General features: G+C 41.6%; 21 protein-coding genes. 12 read left to right on the top strand and 9 right to left on the bottom strand.

Annotated features, from left to right (window positions below; all coding sequences use genetic code 11):
* Nucleotides 1–52: 52 nt before the first annotated feature.
* From CLV32_RS22205 to parS, 4 genes are all read left to right on the top strand, one after another.
* A complete protein-coding gene (locus CLV32_RS22205; RefSeq protein ID WP_133559163.1) occupies nt 53–784 on the top strand; it encodes an SIMPL domain-containing protein in 732 nt (243 codons plus the stop codon).
* Between the two features lie 148 nt (nt 785–932).
* Complete coding sequence (locus CLV32_RS22200; RefSeq protein WP_133559162.1) at nt 933–1,835, top strand: hypothetical protein; 903 nt, start codon at nt 933–935, stop codon at nt 1,833–1,835.
* 86 nt (nt 1,836–1,921) lie between these two features.
* Nucleotides 1,922–2,260 (top strand): hypothetical protein, encoded by a 339-nt coding sequence (locus CLV32_RS22195; protein ID WP_133559161.1) that lies wholly within the window; start codon nt 1,922–1,924, stop codon nt 2,258–2,260.
* 61 nt (nt 2,261–2,321) lie between these two features.
* Nucleotides 2,322–2,765, top strand: coding sequence for a type II RES/Xre toxin-antitoxin system antitoxin (gene parS, locus CLV32_RS22190; RefSeq protein WP_133559160.1), 444 nt, complete (start codon nt 2,322–2,324; stop codon nt 2,763–2,765).
* Between the two features lie 132 nt (nt 2,766–2,897).
* On the opposite strand, the gene CLV32_RS22185 is transcribed toward parS, so the two are convergent.
* Nucleotides 2,898–3,566: a hypothetical protein gene (locus CLV32_RS22185; RefSeq protein ID WP_133559159.1), complete on the bottom strand. Its 669-nt coding sequence runs from the start codon at nt 3,564–3,566 to the stop codon at nt 2,898–2,900.
* A 54-nt stretch (nt 3,567–3,620) separates the two neighbouring features.
* On the bottom strand, nt 3,621–3,956 hold the full coding sequence (locus CLV32_RS22180; protein WP_133559158.1) for a hypothetical protein: 336 nt from the start codon (nt 3,954–3,956) through the stop codon (nt 3,621–3,623).
* A gap of 166 nt (nt 3,957–4,122) precedes the next feature.
* Between CLV32_RS22180 and CLV32_RS22175 the strand changes: the two genes are divergently transcribed.
* From CLV32_RS22175 to CLV32_RS22155, 5 genes are all read left to right on the top strand, one after another.
* Nucleotides 4,123–4,368, top strand: a complete 246-nt coding sequence (locus tag CLV32_RS22175) for a DUF3253 domain-containing protein (RefSeq protein ID WP_133559157.1) — start codon at nt 4,123–4,125, stop codon at nt 4,366–4,368.
* A 113-nt stretch (nt 4,369–4,481) separates the two neighbouring features.
* The gene (locus tag CLV32_RS22170) at nt 4,482–5,399 is read left to right on the top strand and encodes a Nif3-like dinuclear metal center hexameric protein (RefSeq protein WP_208111081.1); all 918 of its coding nucleotides are present in this window, start codon (nt 4,482–4,484) and stop codon (nt 5,397–5,399) included.
* A 219-nt stretch (nt 5,400–5,618) separates the two neighbouring features.
* The gene (locus tag CLV32_RS22165) at nt 5,619–6,065 is read left to right on the top strand and encodes an Hsp20/alpha crystallin family protein (RefSeq protein ID WP_133559156.1); all 447 of its coding nucleotides are present in this window, start codon (nt 5,619–5,621) and stop codon (nt 6,063–6,065) included.
* A 75-nt stretch (nt 6,066–6,140) separates the two neighbouring features.
* Nucleotides 6,141–6,641: a 2'-5' RNA ligase family protein gene (locus tag CLV32_RS22160; RefSeq protein ID WP_208111080.1), complete on the top strand. Its 501-nt coding sequence runs from the start codon at nt 6,141–6,143 to the stop codon at nt 6,639–6,641.
* Between the two features lie 235 nt (nt 6,642–6,876).
* Nucleotides 6,877–7,713 carry a hypothetical protein gene (locus CLV32_RS22155; RefSeq protein ID WP_133559155.1) on the top strand — a complete coding sequence of 279 codons (837 nt, stop codon included), beginning with the start codon at nt 6,877–6,879 and terminating at the stop codon, nt 7,711–7,713.
* A 48-nt stretch (nt 7,714–7,761) separates the two neighbouring features.
* On the opposite strand, the gene CLV32_RS22150 is transcribed toward CLV32_RS22155, so the two are convergent.
* The 5 genes from CLV32_RS22150 to CLV32_RS22130 form a co-directional block, all read right to left on the bottom strand.
* Nucleotides 7,762–7,911 carry a DUF2256 domain-containing protein gene (locus CLV32_RS22150; RefSeq protein ID WP_133559220.1) on the bottom strand — a complete coding sequence of 50 codons (150 nt, stop codon included), beginning with the start codon at nt 7,909–7,911 and terminating at the stop codon, nt 7,762–7,764.
* 5 nt (nt 7,912–7,916) lie between these two features.
* The gene (locus CLV32_RS22145) at nt 7,917–8,378 is read right to left on the bottom strand and encodes a helix-turn-helix transcriptional regulator (protein WP_133559154.1); all 462 of its coding nucleotides are present in this window, start codon (nt 8,376–8,378) and stop codon (nt 7,917–7,919) included.
* 66 nt (nt 8,379–8,444) lie between these two features.
* The gene (locus CLV32_RS22140) at nt 8,445–9,056 is read right to left on the bottom strand and encodes a pyridoxamine 5'-phosphate oxidase family protein (protein ID WP_133559153.1); all 612 of its coding nucleotides are present in this window, start codon (nt 9,054–9,056) and stop codon (nt 8,445–8,447) included.
* 98 nt (nt 9,057–9,154) lie between these two features.
* Nucleotides 9,155–10,348 (bottom strand): FAD-dependent monooxygenase, encoded by a 1,194-nt coding sequence (locus tag CLV32_RS22135; RefSeq protein WP_133559152.1) that lies wholly within the window; start codon nt 10,346–10,348, stop codon nt 9,155–9,157.
* A gap of 8 nt (nt 10,349–10,356) precedes the next feature.
* Nucleotides 10,357–11,139: a M48 family metalloprotease gene (locus tag CLV32_RS22130; protein ID WP_133559151.1), complete on the bottom strand. Its 783-nt coding sequence runs from the start codon at nt 11,137–11,139 to the stop codon at nt 10,357–10,359.
* Between the two features lie 109 nt (nt 11,140–11,248).
* Between CLV32_RS22130 and CLV32_RS22125 the strand changes: the two genes are divergently transcribed.
* The gene (locus CLV32_RS22125) at nt 11,249–11,926 is read left to right on the top strand and encodes a hypothetical protein (RefSeq protein ID WP_133559150.1); all 678 of its coding nucleotides are present in this window, start codon (nt 11,249–11,251) and stop codon (nt 11,924–11,926) included.
* Between the two features lie 23 nt (nt 11,927–11,949).
* Entirely contained in the window at nt 11,950–12,438 is a 489-nt protein-coding gene (locus CLV32_RS22120) for a DUF4385 domain-containing protein (protein WP_208111079.1), read from the top strand.
* 5 nt (nt 12,439–12,443) lie between these two features.
* Here CLV32_RS22120 and CLV32_RS22115 read toward each other — a convergent pair whose 3' ends face one another.
* Nucleotides 12,444–13,346, bottom strand: a complete 903-nt coding sequence (locus tag CLV32_RS22115) for an NmrA family NAD(P)-binding protein (RefSeq protein WP_133559149.1) — start codon at nt 13,344–13,346, stop codon at nt 12,444–12,446.
* A gap of 324 nt (nt 13,347–13,670) precedes the next feature.
* The gene (locus CLV32_RS22110; protein WP_243732386.1) at nt 13,671–14,015 is read right to left on the bottom strand and encodes a cyclic nucleotide-binding domain-containing protein; all 345 of its coding nucleotides are present in this window, start codon (nt 14,013–14,015) and stop codon (nt 13,671–13,673) included.
* A gap of 99 nt (nt 14,016–14,114) precedes the next feature.
* Here CLV32_RS22110 and CLV32_RS22105 point away from each other — a divergent pair, with 99 nt between their 5' ends.
* Nucleotides 14,115–14,570, top strand: coding sequence for a P-loop NTPase family protein (locus tag CLV32_RS22105; protein ID WP_208111078.1), 456 nt, complete (start codon nt 14,115–14,117; stop codon nt 14,568–14,570).
* Nucleotide 14,571 lies beyond the last annotated feature (1 nt).

Below are 14,571 nucleotides of genomic sequence, written 5' to 3'. Positions count from 1 at the left end.
ACGGCAGTATATTATATACATAAAATGTATATTTGATTAAATCCTCTATGCTATGAAATCAGCTGTTAATGCCATCATTATTGGGCTTTGTTTCGTAATCGCGTGCGCCGTTATAGCCAGTGCTTACAAGTACCGTTCTAAAGCACAAGAGACGATCGTAGTAACCGGACTTGCTGAAAAAGATTTCGGCAGTGACTTAGCGGTCTGGACAGGTAGCTACCAACGCAACGCCATTGATTTAAAAGGTGCTTATGCCAGTTTAAAAGCAGATGAACAAAAGATCAGAACGTATTTAAAAGCAAAAGGTGTGAACGATCCGGAGATGGAGTTTTCTGCGGTAACTATCACCAAAAATTTCAGCCAGAATTCAGATGCAAATGGACGAGTTACCGGTCAGGTGTTTTCAGGATATACCTTGCAACAGAGCGTTACGGTTCGATCCAAGCGCGTTAATGAGACAGATCAAATCTCGCGGCAGGCTACGGAATTAATTGAAGAAGGAGTTGAGTTCAGTTCAACACCACCGGATTTCTATAATTCAAATCTTAAAGCAGTAAAAATGGAATTGTTGGCTCAAGCCAGCGCCGACGCTAAAGCAAGAGCCCAGACTATTGCCGAAAATGCCGGCAGCGCTTTAGGCAACCTGAAGAAGGCATCCATGGGCGTATTCCAGATTACTGGAAAAGATTCGAATGAGAATTTCAGCTATGGTGGAGCTTTTAATACTTCGAGCAAAAGCAAAACAGGCTCTATTACCATCCGCATGGAATTTGAGGCAAATTAAGGGTGGCAGAAGGACGTAACCAATTTCGTTATTCCTATCACTAAGCCTCAAAATAAGGAGTGGTTGAATAGCATATTTTGCCCACTTTATCCGTTTAAAACAAGGTCCCGATTAGTATTGTTAGCTACTGCAAGCAATTTTATCGCCAATGGAATATACACTGACTGTACAGCAAGCAATTGAACAAGGGCGAAAACAATTGCGCCTGCCCCGCATAGTATTGCTTGTTGGCGCTTTTATATGCGTAGGGCCGCTCGCGTTACTCAGCCTGATCGTCATTAATTATAGCGATCAATCACGTAATGCGTTGTTGATTGTGGCATGCATAACCTTACTGGCTTTTCTGCTTTTTGTTTACTTGCCCTTCCGGTATTGGAGTAAAAACATGATTACCTGGAAATTATGGGCCTTCGCAAACTGCGGCGACGTGCATGAATTACAAAAGGACGCTCAACTTGCCGGGCTGTATTTTGACGACAATTCATTAGTTGGACGCTTAATTTCTACAACGCCGGCAGACCGCGCAACCTGGATAACTTTAAAAGACAAGTTTAAAAACCCAGGAAAGTTTGTTGATGATCCTGCTGTACCTAATGAAACCGTTATAGGAATTTCCTGGGGGCATTGGCTTTTCAACTTTATTTTTCAATTGTTGGGAATAGGTTTAGCAACCATCGTATTACTTGATGCGCCAAGCGATATCGGGTGGTTCGGACGTATTTTATCCGGTGGATTAATACTTGCGCTTTTTTATACGATGTTCCTGTATATCCGGGATATGCTCATCCGGAAGCCGGTATTGATTATCGGAAACAAGGGTATACAAACGGTTCAGTCAGGTTTTCATTCCTGGGAAGATATCAGAAATGAAAGAATTATCCTACGCTCAACAGGCAGGGGGGCGCAATCAAGCTTCTTATGCTTTGATTATAACAACGGGAGTGAAGATCTGAAACTCACGCTATATGCGATCAGCCGCATAAAATTAACGCAACTGCTTTACGTTTACCGCAGCCGCTATGAGAACAATGCAACAGTGATTATAAATTGACCTCGAGCATATTCAATGAAATGAGGTATACCCTGTGAATCTATGGTATTTTTACCAACAACGTATTAAATTATCAGCAAAGCAATATGGAAGCAAGCATCAACTCTATTTTCGAACCAGAACCACAAAGATGGGGACTACGCGGTGATCCTATGCTCTGGCAGGAACTCAAAAAAGAGTTCAGTGGGCACCAGACTTTTAATGATGAACAGGAATTTGAACGTGCCTTGTACATCAAGGCAGCAAATAGTATTGGTGAACCATTTGGACGAGGTAAAATAATATACATTCCACGGTTTGACCCAGGTCATGGTATGTCGAGAGGCAAGATCGATTGTGATTTTTGGATTGATGAGGGTTTCCCATTGCTCATCGCAAGATTTAAATCGATCATAGAGGAATCCGCTAGGAGGATCAAGGATTAATAGTGTAAAAGACCTTTCATTGTTATTTGCTACAATATTCGAATTTTTGATAACATTGCACATGGAACTAGATCACAAAAACAAACAAATCCCGAGCTTCAGCGATTTCCTTGGTGGCAAGCTCCTGTTCAAAAATTATTACGACCTTATATTACTGTCCAAAACTGGCCTCAGTAAAGCCTCAGCAGAATCAGTGATAAGTTTTACTGGTATGACTAAAAAGAATTTCGTGGAAGATATTTTGAATATCTCTATTAAGACCTATCAAAGAAAACAGGACGATGAGAAACTTGGTAAAATAACGTCTTCGTTAGTTATTGAAATTGCAAAAGCTCTTCAGCACTCATACAAAGTATTCAATGATAAAGAAAAGGTTCAAAGATGGCTTTCTAAACCTAATAAGGCTTTGCATGGTGAAAGTCCGTTATCGTTATTTTCTACTCCTACAGGAATAAGTATGGTCCAAGACATCCTGACAAGAATTGAAGAAGGAGCGCATTCATAGTAGATTCTTCAAAGTAAATAATTCGAATAATCAATCAGAAACTTTGAAAAGATATAAGTAACCAGAATTAGGTTCCACCCTATTTCTAAATCAGTTTAAAAAATAAGAACTACTACTTAAGATCATTTTACCCTATTGTAAACTCCGCAAAGGAATTACGCCCCTGTTATTGAAAGACAATACAATAAACCGGTCTTCATTCTCCACAATATTTGCTTTCATCTGGCCGTCAATTGAAGCGAACTTAAACTCTTTCTTGTACACTTCTTCACCAAAAGTAAATTCAACAGGAAGAAGGACAGGCGTGGCATTCATTCCTTCTAAATTTGGTTTAAACAGGTCATTTATTTTGGCTCTTAACTTTGGGTTGTTCTCCACCAGGTCGGCGTTGAAAATTTTGTAAGCTACGCTTTCAATAAATTCAGTGTCGTGTCGCTTGCTTCCCACAGTATAAATGCTATAGTAAACTTCAGTGCTATCATTGCCGGCTATCTTCTTAGCAATGCAGACTTTCACATCATCCAAATTCTCCATGACGCCTTTTTTAGCGCTCTTTTGCATAAAAACCACTGCAACCAAGCAAGCCACTACCACAAGCGCACATATAATCACATAGGTTTTATAGTCAGGGTCAGCCTTTGAAAGGTCATAAAATTCGTAAGCGCCAAACGCAGCAAAAAAACCCAGAATTACAGGTAGCGCGATCAACCTGTTTTGTCCAAAGCTACCTTGGGAAGCGTAAGATTTCTTTAGCTCGTTATTTTGTTCCAGCTGGCTTAGTAGTTCAGGAGTAAATCTCATCGGTTTTATGTTTTAGTCAATTATCATTTCTACACTTCACGTGATGCTGAACTTTTATTTAGGAGCCAAAATAGCTGCCAATAAAAGGAACAGGGCAACAGCGCCGAATAAGAATGCCCAGTATTGCATCTTGATAAAAAACAGAGAGTGATCTGGCTTAAACAAAAATTCCTGGCCACTCGCCTTATCAATCATCACCCGGTTTTTTGCCGGTGAATTGAATTTGTTCCCAATAATCCAAACTGCTGCCGCAGCGCCGGAACTACCCAAACATGGCCCTAAAAAAACAGTGTTAGGAAACAGCTGCCAACAAAGTACACTGATAACACCTATAATCGCAGCTGCTATGAATGGAACCAGAAATCCGTATCCTTTCCAAATGATGAACATAATCTTTTTTTATAATTTACAACTACCCTCATCGTGCAAATGCTGACAGCCTCTGAAGTATAACAACTACAAATTAAGTCTTGATTTGTTGAAAGTATTTGCGATCAGAAAAGTGTAGGAGAAGCAGATATTCAAAGCATTATCTGTATTTATTTGTTTTCTATCTATGCAAGAACACAATGATATATCAGAAACTATTCTTCATAAAGCTGTAGAGCGCGGCCCTGATAAAAGCACCTGCCCATCAGAAATTGCCCGTATGCTATTTCCCGATGATTGGCGCAAGCATATGCAAGAGGTAGTTGACGTGGCTGTAAATTTGCATAACCAAGGGAAAGTCGTGATAACACAGAAAGGATTGCCCATAGATGTTGAGCACATCAAGGGGCCCATTCGAATTAAGATTATCTGAGTTTAATTAACGTGAAAATTTAAAGGAATCAAGTAGTTCCCTCTTAGCAATCTCGGATCGTGAGCTAGTAATTCGATAAAATAAATATCTTTAGGTATTCAACCAAATGCCTTATGAACGATAACCAGAACTTCCCGATGCCAGGGCGCAGAAAGTTTATCCAGAACATCGCCACAGTAGCGGGTAGCACGCTACTAGTTTCTTCTCCCCTGTTTAGTTTTGCCGATAGACTGTTAAGCGCCAAACAAGTTACGGTAGGTGAGATTATGGATGATTTTATCAAACAAGTGCCGGGTGCTGCGATAGCCAATACAGTAGATACGCTTAAATCTGGTAATCGCGAAATCCTGGTAACAGGCGTTGTCACCTGTATGTTTCCCACAATAGCGGTAATTAAACAGGCAATAAAGCTTGGCGCCAACTTCATCATCGCCCACGAACCTACATTTTACAACCATGCGGATGCTATACAATGGCTGGAAACGGATAACGTTTACAAGTATAAGGCTGAGCTACTTGCAAAAAATAACATCGCCGTTTGGCGTAATCATGATTACATCCACAGCATTCATCCTGACGGTGTGCGGAAGCCCTTGGTCGAAAAGCTAGGCTGGCAAAAGTATGGCGACCTGGATCAGGCGGTCTATACATTAACACCAGCGTTAAGTTTAAAAAGTTTAATCGCCGAATTGAAAACAAAACTACAGCTACCTTCGGTAAGGTATGTGGGAGATTTAGATCAATCCTGCAAAAAGGTATTGTTAATGCCCGGAGCTGCCGGCACCAGGCAGATTACCGCACTGGGAAAAAATAAGCCCGACGTACTGGTAACAGGTGAAGTATCGGAATGGGAAACTGCAGAATACATCAGGGATGCCCGTGAATCCGGGCAACAACTTTCCATGATTATCCTGGGACATATTGCCAGTGAGGAATGGGGCTCGCAATATATGGCCGACTGGATGAAAAAACAGTTCCCGGAAATTAAAACGACCTTCATCAGAAACAGCGCATCGCTCAAAATGATCTGAGTACTTTGACAGCATCGTTCACTGAACTTTTGACATTTTTTCACTGAAAAAAATTCAGGATTACTGAAAGTTTTTCAGCTTTTATGTGCCTATTCCGGTCGGAAAACGTGATTTTAAGGTTTGGCATTTTGTTGGATATAACCTTTCCGAACGTGAAGTTCAAGTTTAATTAATTGTAAGTTTTAATCATTAAAAAATCAATTTAAGGAGGAAAGACCTATGACACTGGTTAAATTTAATCCCAACCTCAACAACAAGAAAGCTGGCCTGATGCCTGGCCTTAACGATGTGTTTGATTCCATCTTCAACGACACATTTTTTTCAGACCGTATGATGAGCCGTGTTCCGGCTGCTAACATCAGCGAAAGCAAAGATCACTATCATGTGGAACTGGCTGCGCCAGGTTTGAAAAAAGAAGATTTTAAGCTTTCACTGGAAAGAGATTTGCTCAACATCTCGGTAGAACAAACTTCGCAAAACGAAGCGACTGAGCGTAACTTCAAAAAGCGTGAGTTCAGCTATAATTCGTTTGTTAGGTCGTTTACTTTGCCTGATTCGGCCGATGAAAATGGCATAGAAGCTAAGTACGAAAACGGGGTATTATGCATTAATATCCCTAAACGCGAGGAGGCTAAAGTGCAAAGTCGCCAGATCGAGATTAAGTAAGCTTTAAAATGCTTTAATTTGTGTGACAAAGAGCTGCCTTCTGGCAGCTTTTTGTTTATTTAAAACTTAACTGAGTTGGAAAATAGTGAAAAAGTTTTGATTTTGACGCTGTGGATGGATCAGCGTTCACAGGCGTTTTTTGATCTGCTACGTCTGGAACATTTTCCACCTGAACGGAATTTTCTAAAAGCACACCTGACTTTATTTCATAAACTTCCTGATTTACCTGAAATAATTGAACAGTTATCGGCGCTATCAGTTTCGTCGTTTAAATTAAATGCTATCGGGCTAATCAACCTCGGAGCAGGCGTTGCTTTCCGTATGGAAGCACAGGAGTTGACAGCATTACGGGCGCATTTGGCATCTGCATTTAGCGTACATCTCAGCCCACAGGATAAACAAGGGTTTCGGGGACATGTGACCGTGCAAAATAAAACCAGTCCGGAAATTGCCAGGGCATTGCTGGCGGAGCTATCGGATACTTTCAAGCCTTTTGAAGTGGAAGCCACAGGGCTTGATCTTTGGTACTATTTAGGAGGCCCCTGGGAACACAAACAGTTTTTTCCGTTTATTTAGCTAGCTCAATCAGCTCTTTCTCCGCTGCATTTTTTACTGCAATACTTTACAGATTCCCAATTTTCTCCTTGTAAAGGGCGGTTCCAGACGGCGCAAATCTGTTAGTATACACTGTGTTTTAATAGCTAGCATTCTGTCATGCTACTATGTGATTTATTTTAACATGCCTTTATTTCTTAGAACTAATGGATATATTTATTGAATCCCGCTAATAGCATAAGAATAGTATCATCTAATGTTAAAGCAATATATTTCATACTTAACGCTCAATATCATGAATAGGCTCGCCAAATCAGTTTTAAACCTCCCCACATTAATACTTTTATTGTTTATCGTGCTGTTTATCAATGGCGGCTTTGACAATAGCAAAACAGATAGTCCTGTAATTAAACAGGAGCTTAAACTGGATATTGAAGTTAAGAGTGCTACCGGAGAAATTGGCCATATGACTTTTTGGACAAAACTATATTATGTTGGTGATTACATGATATTTGGTATTCCTTCAGAAAATGAATATTCCAATGTTACTATGAACAAGCAAGGGGAGGTACTTAGTGACACCTTAGTTAAAACTGATACAACCTTTACATATCATGTTTTTAAAAGTACCGACAAACTGATCTCTGGAATTAAATATAAAAATTTGGATACCCTTGTTGGTCATAAATTTAATATTGATTCACTTGTTGAACTCTATTCACATCCTAACTTTCCCTATTTCGATCTAAATAATGACACCCTTATTCATAAAGAGTTAGTAAAGGGAGCTTTGGTTGAGACGCATCTACATCTCAAGAAGAAAGACGCCAGCTTTCCTGATTCAATATATTTTCATTTTAATAACAAGCTATCATCAAAAGGTTACACATTTTCAAAATTCCTCGATAGTACAAGAAAGTCAAAAGTTGCAAAAGTTATTTACTTATATAACCCTATTGACGGGAAGGTTGAAACAGGTAAAAAGCTTTCATTTGAGTTAACTCAATATGACGTACCAGAAGCTCAAAAAATATTGGCTCTAATTGAGCGATATAAAAGTCAGGTGGAACGCATTAAAAACACATCGAACTAATATTTAGCCTATCAAATTTCCCTTAAATGGATTAGCTAGCATTTCCGTTTACTTAGCTAGGCTCATTTTAGCTCTTTCGCCGCTGCATTTTTTACTGCAATAGCGCACCGATTCCCAATTCTTCTCCCACTTCTTCCTCCACGCGAAAGGTCGGTTACAAACCGGGCAGATTTTTGTAGGTAGGTCTTGCTTTTTGATACTGGCTATTTTGAAAGGTAAAAGTAAAACATTGCCTTAACGATCTGGCTCATCGATCTTTTTCCGGTTACCCAGTCTGAAATGCTTTCCCGGTCAACACCCGTCTCAAAAGCAATTTGTTTGATGCGCACCTCCTTCTCCTGCATCTTCTTATCTATCCACGCAGCAGTAACTACACTTGCCGGTGAAGGATGAAAGGTTTCTGTGCTTACCGTAATTTTAAATTCGGGCAGGATTTTCCTGAAAAGATCTTCTGTGCGTTTAACAAGTGTTGCTTCGCTGGCATACTTTCCCGAAGGTGTCTCTGATTGTGTAGTTTCGACGGATATAGTTTTGTCTTGCACACTCAGGATTTTGAACTGTACGTTTGATTGCTGCTTATGTCGGTCTGCAGCTTTTTCCAATTTGGTGATCTGCTCTGGAGTTAGAAATTGTTCAAGTTGTTCTATCTGATGAATTGTGCTCATGCGGTATAAATCCTATGTGGTTATACAGAATCAACACCATTAGCGACTTGTTGTTTTAGCATATCATCATTGACGTGATTCTGCTTTCAACCGCTTGATCTCATTTTCCAGACCTTGCACGTAGGCATTCCGTTCTGAAAAAGCGCTTTCTATTTCCTCCAGCGTATACCGGGGCGTAATATGTTGCGGGCAGTTCCAGTTATAGCCCTTAACATCAAAGAGCAACATTCGCTCTGCCTTGTGCTTATAATATATGGGATCTAGCCTTCTGAACAATTCCGGGTTATCGGCAAGTTCTACAACACGCATCTCTGCATACAACTTGAGTCTCGTTTTTCTTGGGTAATCTATCAGGAACAATGAAACCTTTGGGTTGGTGGCTACATTCCCGATAGAGATATATTGTTTGTTTCCACTGAAGTCAACAATACCGAGCGTAAATTCATCGAGTACATGGATAAAGCCTTTCGGCCCACCCCGGTGTTGGATATACGGATACCCGGATGCTCCAAGGCTGGCCAGGTAAAAGTGCTCCCTGTCGCTGATAAATTCTTCCTCAGCTTCCGTGAAGCCCTCGGAATGGTCGCCAGCTTCTATCCTGGCGTAGGCAGCGCGACTGCCATGTACCGCCTGCAGCTTTTTTACTGCATCGGTAAATGCTATTCCTTCGTAGTCCATCGAGTATTTTGCCTATAAGTTAATTGCTTAACGAATATACAAAATCAGACATCGATTATGAAACGGATTTAATCGTTGAACCACACAGAGCAAACCGGTTACCGATAATCAGGAAGTTCGATTTCTGACTTAGCCGCCTTATTTTTGCTGGTAAACAGACTGATTAGTTTTTGAACAGGCTTGCTGCCAACAAGACTAAACAAACCATTAAGTATGTTTACGCCAATCCCTGATGTGGGATAAACGATTCCGGGAATCCCCGGCGGAAGCTTTTGACTGGACTCCACATAACCACGCATTCGGTTTTCATATTTCGTAAAAGCCTTTTCATAGTCATCCGTCATCGATAACTCTCCAGCAAGGATATACGCTCCCGACATCGATAGGTCTATTCCTTTGCCTGATATAGGTGTAGCACAGTAGGCGGCATCACCAGTCATCGCAAAACGCCCCTTATGCCAGAGTGGTGCTTTAACCTGACTCACCCTTTCAAAATAAAGATCTTCGGATTTTGAAATCTCCTTTGTAAGGCGTCCTGCTTCCCATCCCGCATTTTTAATTTTATCAATCAGGACCTGTTTTTGTTCTGCAATGCGAAGTTTTTCATACCCCTTTTCAGGTGATAAAAATGTAATTGACGCCCGGGTTGTACCGTAGCTATCTGGCCGCATCATAAATACAATACCTTCAGGAGCATTGCACCATCGGGCCCAGCGACTATCTGTTGCTGCTTTTTGAATGGTGAGGTATGCCGTATAAACCCCAAGATATTTGAATTTGACACGCTCTTTAAACACCAGATTGCGCGTATTAGAGCCAATACCTTCTGCCGAGATAACAAGGTTGTACACTTCAGTTTTGCCGCTGTTGAAGGTCACTTCCATGTGTTCCGGCTGTTCATTAAGGTCTTTGATATAGTCTCCAAAAATATAACGAACATCTGCTTTAGTGTGCTCGTATAATATGTTGACCAGATCCCCACGAAGGATCTCCAATTCCTGAGTCATGCTCAGCGCACTTTCTTTTGAAAACTCAGCAAGGGTTTCGTTTTTCTGGTTTACGAAGCGAAGGCCTACTTCGGTAGTATTGGCCTCTCGCACTGCATCTTCCAGGTTCATCTTTCTGATGACCTCCAATGCCGGCCCTTTTACGTCTACATTTTGTCCACCAAGACGCAACTCGGGAAAACGCTCAACAATGGTGACGTCAAAGCCATAATAATGGAGCCAGTAGGCCAATGTGGGGCCAGCGATGCTGGCCCCTGAAACTAGTATTTTCTTAGTGGGGTTCATGTTAAGGTTTAGCTCGCCAAACCGTCTTTTTTAGCTTTTTCAAGCACTTTAGCTGCACGTTCGGCACTATCCGGATGAGAGCTCAGCATCTTTTCAGATTTAGTTCTTTTGGCGCCTTTATCCATATCGGCGAATTTATTGAAAGCACTGGCTAGGGCCGTTACTTTATAGTTGTGTTGTTTCATGAAATTATAAGCATAATCATCCGCTTCGCTTTCTTGCTTGCGACTAAATTTGCTGTCTAACAATGCTGTGGCAAAGCTGCCCAGCTGACTTTGTGATAACGAATTTACAACGCCAGACTGCGAAGCCGCTGCATCCATCATGGCCTCTCTTTTATAAGCACTTTTAACCGCATCGCGTGAATCTTTATTCGCTACGTGACCAATCTCATGGCCGATAATACCTAACAACTCATCGTCAGTCATAATATCCATCAATGACGAAAATACGCGCACACTGCCATCGGCACATGCAAAGGCATTGATATCACTAACTTTATAAACCTTGAAATTAAGTTTGAGCCCGCCTTCACTCTGATGCTTGGCAAAGATCTTTTTCAGTCTGATGGTATAGGGATCTTTCTCGCCAGCTACGGTATTATGTGTATCCATGTAGGCCACTGCTTCGCCAGCCAGTTTAGCTGCATCAGCATCTGAGAACGTTACTGCTTTTAAGCCTTTGCCTACAGCACCGATTCCTTTTGAGTTGATTTTGATCTGAGCTGAAGCATAAGGTGCAGCAGCAAATAGAAGCGCACTAAACGCCAGGTAAGTTGTGATTTTTTTCATAGTAGAGTTTTGTCTAAGTGATTGTGTGGGTACAACAGCACTGCCTAGTAAATGTTTGGGTTCAATTTTTAGAAAAAAAACGTTCTGCCCGGATTGTTGTTGTTACAGGATGCGCGCTATAACATCATCGGGATACTACCTTAAATCTGCAAACCTGCTTGCACATTTTTCACTTTTAATTTCGCTGTTAGTAACCGGATGTGGTCCGGCCCCCGAACATCCTGTTGCCAGCAATAACACTAAAAAGGCAAAGCCTGATACTATTTCAGCACCCGTTGTTTCCCAGGTTGTTCCAGACACGACTAATCAAACAGAATGTCCGCGCGGAGCATCAGAACCCGTAGTTAAAAAAAGTGTTTTCCCGGATGCGCATTTTGTATTGCAGGCCGATCGCATGACTGGCCTTGAAACATTCAGCATGCCTCAAGGCGATAAGGTGAAGATTACGCAGTCTGGCTGTGAATATTATACACTTAAATTCGAAATAGAAACAACCCGCTTTGCTGCCGATACAACGGATCTCTCCTATTGGCGAAGTGCAGCGATAACGCTGATGCGGCAGGTTAACAAAGGACTACAGACGCCACTGGAAATTGTTAAAGGATTGGATGCGGTATCTGCCCGGATCAAATCAGGTGAATCAAACCCTGCCGATATGCTATCACTGGGCGAAGAGGTTGATTATGGTGGCTCAGATCCCAGAGAATACCTTACCATAGACCGGATAAGCAGGCTGGCCGATAAAAGGTATCTGCTTCAAATAACATTTAGCTATGGCCCAATGTAACTATTTACCTTCAATCTTGGCAAATGACTAAAGTGCGACGCCCTTCTTACCTGAATTTTGATGAGGAAAGCTATGCCTGGAAACCTGAGGTAGACTATCGGAAAGAACCCCAAAAATATCGCGTAGGGAAAGGGGAACAGGGTGTGCTCATCTGCGAACCTTATAAATCCGAAATTGGCCCCAACTGGCGGTTTAAAAATCCGGAGATCGCCAGGGAAAGCAGTCAGAAAATCTACCAGCAGTTTCTAACTTACCTGGATGCGGGAGAATTTGTAGGTGCAGATTTAGCCAGGAAATATCTTCAGATGGGCTATACCAGAGCCAGGCGATATGCCAACTATAAAGGGGGCAAGAAGTACGATAAAGAAAATGACTATTCAGAGCTTGAGCGAGGCACAGGTGATATTGAAAAGGCTGAAGCGGCAAACGTTTTTTATAAAGTATGGAAGCAGGCGGAATCAAATTCCGCCTATAGTAACCAAAAGAAAGCCTGGAAAGAAAAGTACGGGTAAAGTGTTTATCTGCGCGTAACGAAAGACTTGATAAATGATAAGCCATCCGTCCAGGTCAAGCTTTCATAACCTCCATTGGCCAATTGATCATGATGTGTCGAGAACATAGAATACATGTACTGCGCTTGCTGCCATTTCGCGTAAAGTTCTTTTTCGCCAGCAGGATTTTCAGCCCGTTGCTTCACAATACTTTGTTTGAAGTCGTCGAGTGTAGATAACTGCCTGAGGTTAAATTCGGCTCCGGTTGCTGCTTTTACATCAGCCTGGATCATTTTCGGGCTGATCTGGAAACTTGCAATCTGAAGGTCTCTAGGCGCGTCATCATCCAGGGCAACTTCGGCGGTAAAAGCTGCCGTATCATCCATCGTGGTGAAATCAAGCTTCCAGTCTGCCTTGTCTCCCCAGTAAGCGATGCTCTGATCTTTAACGTTCAGCACTGGCGTATTGTAGGTCAGGATATCCGCAAAAGCACCGTTAAAGATAGAGGAAGCTTGAATTCGCTGACTATCCAGATAGGTTTTGAATGTCCTTCTTAAATCAAAGTTCCGGTTTTCACCTGGGATCAGGTCATTGTAGTTTGTGCAGAAATCGGATGGGATAAACCTTGGAACCCCTGCTTTTACCGCAGCGTCCAGGATGTTTTTTTGTATATCGATAATTACATCACTGAGGCCCGCCAGGGCGGAAACAACGCAGGCCACACCTGTACATGCCATTGCGATAGCCTCAAGATTATTAAAGTCTACTTCGATAACCTCCACGCCAAGTTTGACTAAGGATGCTGTTTTTTCGGGATCAGTTTGATTCCTTACGATTGCTTTTACGAAGGCTCCTTTAGCTATTAATTCCCTGCAGATTTTGTGTCCCAGATTTCCGGTAGCACCTGCCACTATAATTGATTTTTTCATGTCTGTGTTATTGTTGTTAAAGTCTTAATGTCCTAGAAAGTTTAAGATGGCGTATGCCATTAACTGTTGCATACCGGTTGCTGAATCCTGAAAAATGTTGGATCAATTGATTATCAGTAAAATGCGCCGGATCTACTGGTATATCTTTGTGTTGAGTCATGATTGGTTGTTTGATGACTCAAAGGTATGCGCAGCTTGAATTGTCAAAACTACCAATTGGTAGATAACGAATATCAGCGGATATTTTTTCTGATCCGGCTTAAGGCATTAGGTGTGATGCCCAGTATGGCGGCCAATTGTTTAACGGCAACCTTCTGGATCATTTCAGGTTGGTGCATAAATTCGAGGTAGTGTTCTTCGGCCGTTAAGGTTTGAAAGTTTAGAATCTGGTCTATCATACGCACTGACATTGTTTCCCATATTTTTCTGCCGAATTCTTCCCATACGGGGATGTGACGTTACCCATGTTGTGGCTTCCTGATCATCAAAATGATAAAAAAACCGTACTCCGCCAGATACAATAAAGAAATACTGACTGGCAATCTGCCCCTTCTTCAGAATCATTTTTCCTTTCGCGATTTTCCTTGTTTTGCAGCGGGAGAGTACCAGTTGCAAATCCAAATCATCGATATAGATAATTGTTTTTATGAAGGCTATAAATTCTTCCATAATGAGATACAAGTATAAACGGAATATGTCAGGATGCGATATAAAAGTTTTTATGTCGATTACTGAAAATTACTTTAGATTTTGTAATAGTTTTATATCATGAAAATCCATATCGTTGGTGCATCATGCGCAGGCTCTACTACCTTAGGCAAAGCCTTATCTCTTGAACTCAATATCCCATATTTTGACACTGATAGCTTTTTCTGGGCTGAATCCGATATCCCCTACACGATAAAGCGCGATCCGGAACAACGTAACCAAATGCTAAAGGACCAACTGCTTCCACACGAAAGTTTTATTGTTGGAGGCTCTCTGGTGAGTTGGGGCGAGGAGTGGAAGACGCAATTTGACCTTGTAGTTTTCTCTATGTTCCGTCCGAGATTCGGTTACAAAGACTGGTTAACAGAGAACTGGAAAGATACGGGAATGAGATCTATGACAATCCAGAACGAAACCTGTTGTTCCGCGAATTTATGGCCTGGGCATCCAGATATGACGATCGGGAATTTAGCGGAAGAAACATTAAAATTCATGAAGCGTGGATCGGGTCGGTGAG

It is taken from the genome of Pedobacter duraquae (assembly GCF_004362245.1).
GTDB classification, from domain to species: domain Bacteria; phylum Bacteroidota; class Bacteroidia; order Sphingobacteriales; family Sphingobacteriaceae; genus Pedobacter; species Pedobacter duraquae.
This window is presented reverse-complemented; position numbering and strand designations above follow the sequence as displayed.

Excerpts from the sequence above, each read along its gene's own strand:
- CLV32_RS22205 (WP_133559163.1), top strand. The coding sequence starts at position 53 with ATGAAATCAGCTGTTAATGCCATCATTATTGGGCTTTGTTTCGTAATC.
- CLV32_RS22200 (WP_133559162.1), top strand. The coding sequence starts at position 933 with ATGGAATATACACTGACTGTACAGCAAGCAATTGAACAAGGGCGAAAA.
- CLV32_RS22195 (WP_133559161.1), top strand. The coding sequence starts at position 1,922 with ATGGAAGCAAGCATCAACTCTATTTTCGAACCAGAACCACAAAGATGG.
- parS (WP_133559160.1), top strand. The coding sequence starts at position 2,322 with ATGGAACTAGATCACAAAAACAAACAAATCCCGAGCTTCAGCGATTTC.
- CLV32_RS22185 (WP_133559159.1), bottom strand. The coding sequence starts at position 3,566 with ATGAGATTTACTCCTGAACTACTAAGCCAGCTGGAACAAAATAACGAG.
- CLV32_RS22180 (WP_133559158.1), bottom strand. The coding sequence starts at position 3,956 with ATGTTCATCATTTGGAAAGGATACGGATTTCTGGTTCCATTCATAGCA.
- CLV32_RS22175 (WP_133559157.1), top strand. The coding sequence starts at position 4,123 with ATGCAAGAACACAATGATATATCAGAAACTATTCTTCATAAAGCTGTA.
- CLV32_RS22170 (WP_208111081.1), top strand. The coding sequence starts at position 4,482 with ATGAACGATAACCAGAACTTCCCGATGCCAGGGCGCAGAAAGTTTATC.
- CLV32_RS22165 (WP_133559156.1), top strand. The coding sequence starts at position 5,619 with ATGACACTGGTTAAATTTAATCCCAACCTCAACAACAAGAAAGCTGGC.
- CLV32_RS22155 (WP_133559155.1), top strand. The coding sequence starts at position 6,877 with ATGTTAAAGCAATATATTTCATACTTAACGCTCAATATCATGAATAGG.
- CLV32_RS22145 (WP_133559154.1), bottom strand. The coding sequence starts at position 8,378 with ATGAGCACAATTCATCAGATAGAACAACTTGAACAATTTCTAACTCCA.
- CLV32_RS22140 (WP_133559153.1), bottom strand. The coding sequence starts at position 9,056 with ATGGACTACGAAGGAATAGCATTTACCGATGCAGTAAAAAAGCTGCAG.
- CLV32_RS22135 (WP_133559152.1), bottom strand. The coding sequence starts at position 10,348 with ATGAACCCCACTAAGAAAATACTAGTTTCAGGGGCCAGCATCGCTGGC.
- CLV32_RS22130 (WP_133559151.1), bottom strand. The coding sequence starts at position 11,139 with ATGAAAAAAATCACAACTTACCTGGCGTTTAGTGCGCTTCTATTTGCT.
- CLV32_RS22125 (WP_133559150.1), top strand. The coding sequence starts at position 11,249 with ATGCGCGCTATAACATCATCGGGATACTACCTTAAATCTGCAAACCTG.
- CLV32_RS22120 (WP_208111079.1), top strand. The coding sequence starts at position 11,950 with ATGACTAAAGTGCGACGCCCTTCTTACCTGAATTTTGATGAGGAAAGC.
- CLV32_RS22115 (WP_133559149.1), bottom strand. The coding sequence starts at position 13,346 with ATGAAAAAATCAATTATAGTGGCAGGTGCTACCGGAAATCTGGGACAC.
- CLV32_RS22110 (WP_243732386.1), bottom strand. The coding sequence starts at position 14,015 with ATGGAAGAATTTATAGCCTTCATAAAAACAATTATCTATATCGATGAT.
- CLV32_RS22105 (WP_208111078.1), top strand. The coding sequence starts at position 14,115 with ATGAAAATCCATATCGTTGGTGCATCATGCGCAGGCTCTACTACCTTA.